The organism is Nonomuraea sp. NPDC001684, assembly GCF_053596515.1.
On sequence record NZ_JBSFGJ010000656.1, the window covers coordinates 1 to 3,791 of the forward strand.

Below are 3,791 nucleotides of genomic sequence, written 5' to 3' on the forward strand. Positions count from 1 at the left end.
GAGTGGCAGGCGGTGGGGATCAAGCTCGGCATGGTCGACCTGGTCACGACCGCCGACGAGGAGCGCCTGGTGGGGCACCTGGGGCCGGACCTGCTACAACGCTACCGAGACGAATGCAACGGTCGCGTCATAACGGGGTCGAATAAGCGTTTAATCCGACTAGGGAAGCTCCAATCGAACCTCCGTACCGTCCTGCAACGATCTGCTCACCGTGCAGTACTTGTCGTGCACCCGCCCGGCCACCGCCCTGAAGACCTCGTCGGCCGCCTCCGAGGGCAGCTCCACGTCGTAGGTCACCGTCACCGGCCCGAGCTTGTTCGGCTCGACCTTCTCCGACTCCACCGTCATGGCCAGGCGCACCAGCCGGTGCCCGCGCTTGGCCGTGAGCGGCTCGACGGTCACGATGTTGCAGCCGCCCACCGCCGCGAGCAGCAGCTCGACCGGGGTGAACACGCCCTCGTCGTCGCCGCCGCCGATCTTCACCTCGGCGCCGCGGGCGTTCGTGGCCCGGAAACCGCCGTCTTCTGTCCGCTCAACACGCACGTTAGCCATGTTTCAGACCTTACTCAGAAAGCTCTCATGTTCCTTCAGCATCGTCGTAGACATGGCTAGTGAGGTGAATGCGAGTCACGGTCCCATCCTCTTCTGGTGCGGGGTCGCGGTCGCCGAGTTCGGCGCGATCCAGCCGGGGTTCGGCTACCCCTGGCGGCCCACCGCCTACGCCGCCGCGGCGTTGCTCGTCGCGCTCGGCTTCGCCACCGTCAAGGCCGCCGACCTGCTCCGCACCGAGCAGGCCCGGCAGCGGCTGCGGCTCGGCGGCTACCTGGCCGGCGCGCTGCTGGTGGCCCACGAGCTGAGCTCCACCGCGTACGTGACGGAACTCAGCCGCGTCGGTTCGCTGCTGCTGTACGCGATGGCGGCGGTCATGGCGGTCCGCAGCCACACGGTCGTCCCGCAGACCAGGGGCAGGGTGCTGATCGCGTCCGGCATGGACCCGGACACCCTGCGCACCCGGCTGGCCGGCGCGAGCACCAGGACGGACACCGTGGCCGTCTACCGGGCCGAGCGCGCCACCAGCGAGCTGCGCGACCTGGAGACCAGGTACGGTCTCATCCTCGTCACCGGCGCCGAGCACGACCCGAGGGCCAAGGAGCGCATCAGCGCCTCCGGGCTCAGCCGCGAGATCCCCGACATCGCCGAGCGCGAGGTGGTCGTCGAGGGCCCGCGCCCGTTCACCCGGTACGTCGGCGGCGCATTGTCACGCCTCGCGATCCCAAGATCACAGGTCCATTTCAAACCAGGGCAAAAGGTTTAGCCCCACGTTACGGCCGACGTGAGAGCGTGGGCAGCGGACAAGGAGGCCAGGTGACGATTTTCCCCGGAAGCGCCCGTGTCGACACGGTCATGGGCATGCCCGTCAGTGTGGACATCCGCACGGCTCTGCCGGCCCGAGAGCTCACCCCCCTGCTCGACGACGCCTTCTCCTGGTTGCGCTGGGTGGCCGACACCTTCAGCCCGGCCAAGGAGGACAGCCAGATCTGGCGCCTCAACCACGGCCTGACCATCAGGCAGATCCCCGAGCTCGTCGAGGTCCTGCACCGCTGCGAGGAGCTGGGCGAGGCGACCGGCGGCTGGTTCGAGCACCGGATCAACGGCGTGATCGACCCGTCCGGCTACATCAAGGGCTGGGCCCTGGAACGCCTGTCGCGGGCGCTGTGCAACGCGGGCGCCGGCGACCACCGCATCAACGCGGGCGGCGACATCAGGGTGCGCGGCTCGGCCGCCCCGGGCAAGCCGTGGCGCGTCGGCATCCGCGACCCGCGCACCGACGTCGTCAGGAAGGCGCTGTTCGCCCACGACCTCGGCATCGCCACCTCGGGCGGCGCGGCCGTGGTGGACCCGCGCACCGGGGAGCGCCAGCAGACGCTCGGCTCGGTCACCGTGATCGGCCCCGACCTCGGCGTGGCCGACGCCTACGCCACCGCCATGTACGCCATGGGCCCCACCCTGGCCAGGCGGTTCGCGACCGACCTGGCCGAGGCCGGCGCGTACGACACCATGATCGTGCTCCGGGACGGCCAGGAGGTCAGCACGCCGGGCATCTCGGGCATCGCCGCGGGGGCGCGCCTGGCCGGCTGAGCGCGGCTCAGGCGTCGGGATGATCGCGCAGATATTCCAGGTAGATCGGGCGCAACGCCTCGCCCAGCTCACCCTCGCCCGCCGCGAGCGCGTCGCTGAGCAGCGCGGACACCCGGCTGAGGTCGTTGGCGGTCTCACTCTCGTGACCGCTCGCGGCCTCGGCGGCCGGGATCACCTTCAGCAGGTTCCACAGGAAGCCCAGATCCCCATGGCGTACGGCGTACCGCACCGCTCGGTCGTGCAACTCCGCCGCGGGCAACGAATCAAGACCATTAGCGTCCATCCCGCTCCCTTTCCCGACATGAGTCACAGGTAACCGCCGCCACACTGCGTGCTCGACCGGCTTCGCGCGGTCGATCTATCGCGCCGGCGATCGCGAAGTGGGAGGATCAACCAGCGTGAGATTCATCATCAGAACCGTGGCCGCGGCCGCCGCCCTCTGGGTCGCCATCCAGCTCCTCGACGGCATCAAGATCACCGCCCCGGAGAACTCGGCCAAGTACTGGGGCGTCCTGCTCCTCGTGGCCCTGATCTTCGGTGTCGTCAACGCCATCGTGAAGCCGATCGTCAAGGCGCTGGGCTGCGCGGTCATCGTGCTGACCCTCGGGTTGTTCCTCCTCGTCATCAACGCGGCCATGCTGCTGCTGACGAGCTGGATCGCCGGCCAGTTCGACATCCCCTTCCACGTCGACAACTTCTACCCCGCCGCCTTCTGGGGCGCGATCATCATCAGCGTGGTCAGCTGGCTGCTCGGCCTGTTCATCCCCGACAACGACTGATCCCCTCCCCATGCAGCTCAACGGCGCCGGCCTGACCTGCGCCCAGGTGCACGAAGCCGCCCACGGCCAGGCCCGGGTCACGATCGGTCCCCTCGATCGGGCCCGGGCCTCGTGGGCCACCGCCCAGGGGCTGACCGGCCCCGTCTACGGCCGCAGCACGGGCGTGGGCGCCAACCGGGACGTCCGGCTCGACTCCCCCGGCCTCGACCTGCTGCGCAGCCACGCCTGCGGAGCGGGTCCCCTGGTGGCCGACGAGCGCGCGCGGGCCATGCTCGTCGTGCGGCTCAACCAGCTCGTCGCGGGCGGCTCGGGCATCGACCCGGCCGTGCTGCCCGTCCTGGCCGAGGCGGTCACGGGCGGGTTCACGCCGCCGGTCCGCACGTACGGCGCGATCGGCACCGGCGACCTGACCGCGCTCGCCACCACGGCCCTGTGCCTGCTGGGCGAGGTGCCCTGGCGGCGGGCGGGCGAGGAGACGGCCGGGCCGCGCTTCGCGCTCGCCTCCGGCGACGCGCTGCCCTTCATCAGCTCGGGCGCGGCCACGCTGGCCGACGCCGCGCTGGCCTGCCACCGGCTGGGCGCGCTGCTGGAGGCGGCCGTCGACGTGGCCGCCCTGTCCTTCACCGCGGTGGACGCCTCCGCCGAGCCGCTGGCCGCCGCCGTCCAGGAGGCCAGGCCGCATCCGGGCCAGTCGCGCGTGGCCGGACGCCTGCGCGGCCTGCTCACCCACGAGCTGGCCACCCGCGTCCAGGACCCGTACGGCTACCGCGCCTTCGCGCAGGTGCACGGCGCGGCCGTGGACGCGTTGGAGCGTGCCACCGCCACCGTCGAGACCGACCTGAACGCCGCCACCGAGAACCCGCTCATCACCGG

The 3,791-nt window shown here is 71.0% G+C and carries 6 protein-coding genes; 4 read left to right on the forward strand and 2 right to left on the reverse strand.

From position 1 onward, the window contains the following. Window positions 1-159: 159 nt before the first annotated feature. Complete coding sequence (locus ACWCSD_RS49430) at window positions 160-552, reverse strand: OsmC family protein (protein ID WP_358288389.1); 393 nt, start codon at window positions 550-552, stop codon at window positions 160-162. Window positions 553-604: 52 nt separating this feature from the next. Here ACWCSD_RS49430 and ACWCSD_RS49435 point away from each other — a divergent pair, with 52 nt between their 5' ends. After that, window positions 605-1,315 carry a hypothetical protein gene (locus ACWCSD_RS49435; RefSeq protein WP_397164695.1) on the forward strand — a complete coding sequence of 237 codons (711 nt, stop codon included), beginning with the start codon at window positions 605-607 and terminating at the stop codon, window positions 1,313-1,315. Between the two features lie 50 nt (window positions 1,316-1,365). Continuing rightward, complete coding sequence (locus ACWCSD_RS49440) at window positions 1,366-2,139, forward strand: FAD:protein FMN transferase (RefSeq protein ID WP_352352103.1); 774 nt, start codon at window positions 1,366-1,368, stop codon at window positions 2,137-2,139. A gap of 7 nt (window positions 2,140-2,146) precedes the next feature. On the opposite strand, the gene ACWCSD_RS49445 is transcribed toward ACWCSD_RS49440, so the two are convergent. Then, complete coding sequence (locus ACWCSD_RS49445; protein WP_352319467.1) at window positions 2,147-2,422, reverse strand: hypothetical protein; 276 nt, start codon at window positions 2,420-2,422, stop codon at window positions 2,147-2,149. Window positions 2,423-2,537: 115 nt separating this feature from the next. Between ACWCSD_RS49445 and ACWCSD_RS49450 the strand changes: the two genes are divergently transcribed. Then, window positions 2,538-2,918, forward strand: a complete 381-nt coding sequence (locus ACWCSD_RS49450; protein WP_352319465.1) for a phage holin family protein — start codon at window positions 2,538-2,540, stop codon at window positions 2,916-2,918. 10 nt (window positions 2,919-2,928) lie between these two features. Then, window positions 2,929-3,791: aromatic amino acid lyase (locus ACWCSD_RS49455; RefSeq protein ID WP_449926288.1), on the forward strand; the 863-nt coding region annotated here is incomplete at its 3' end.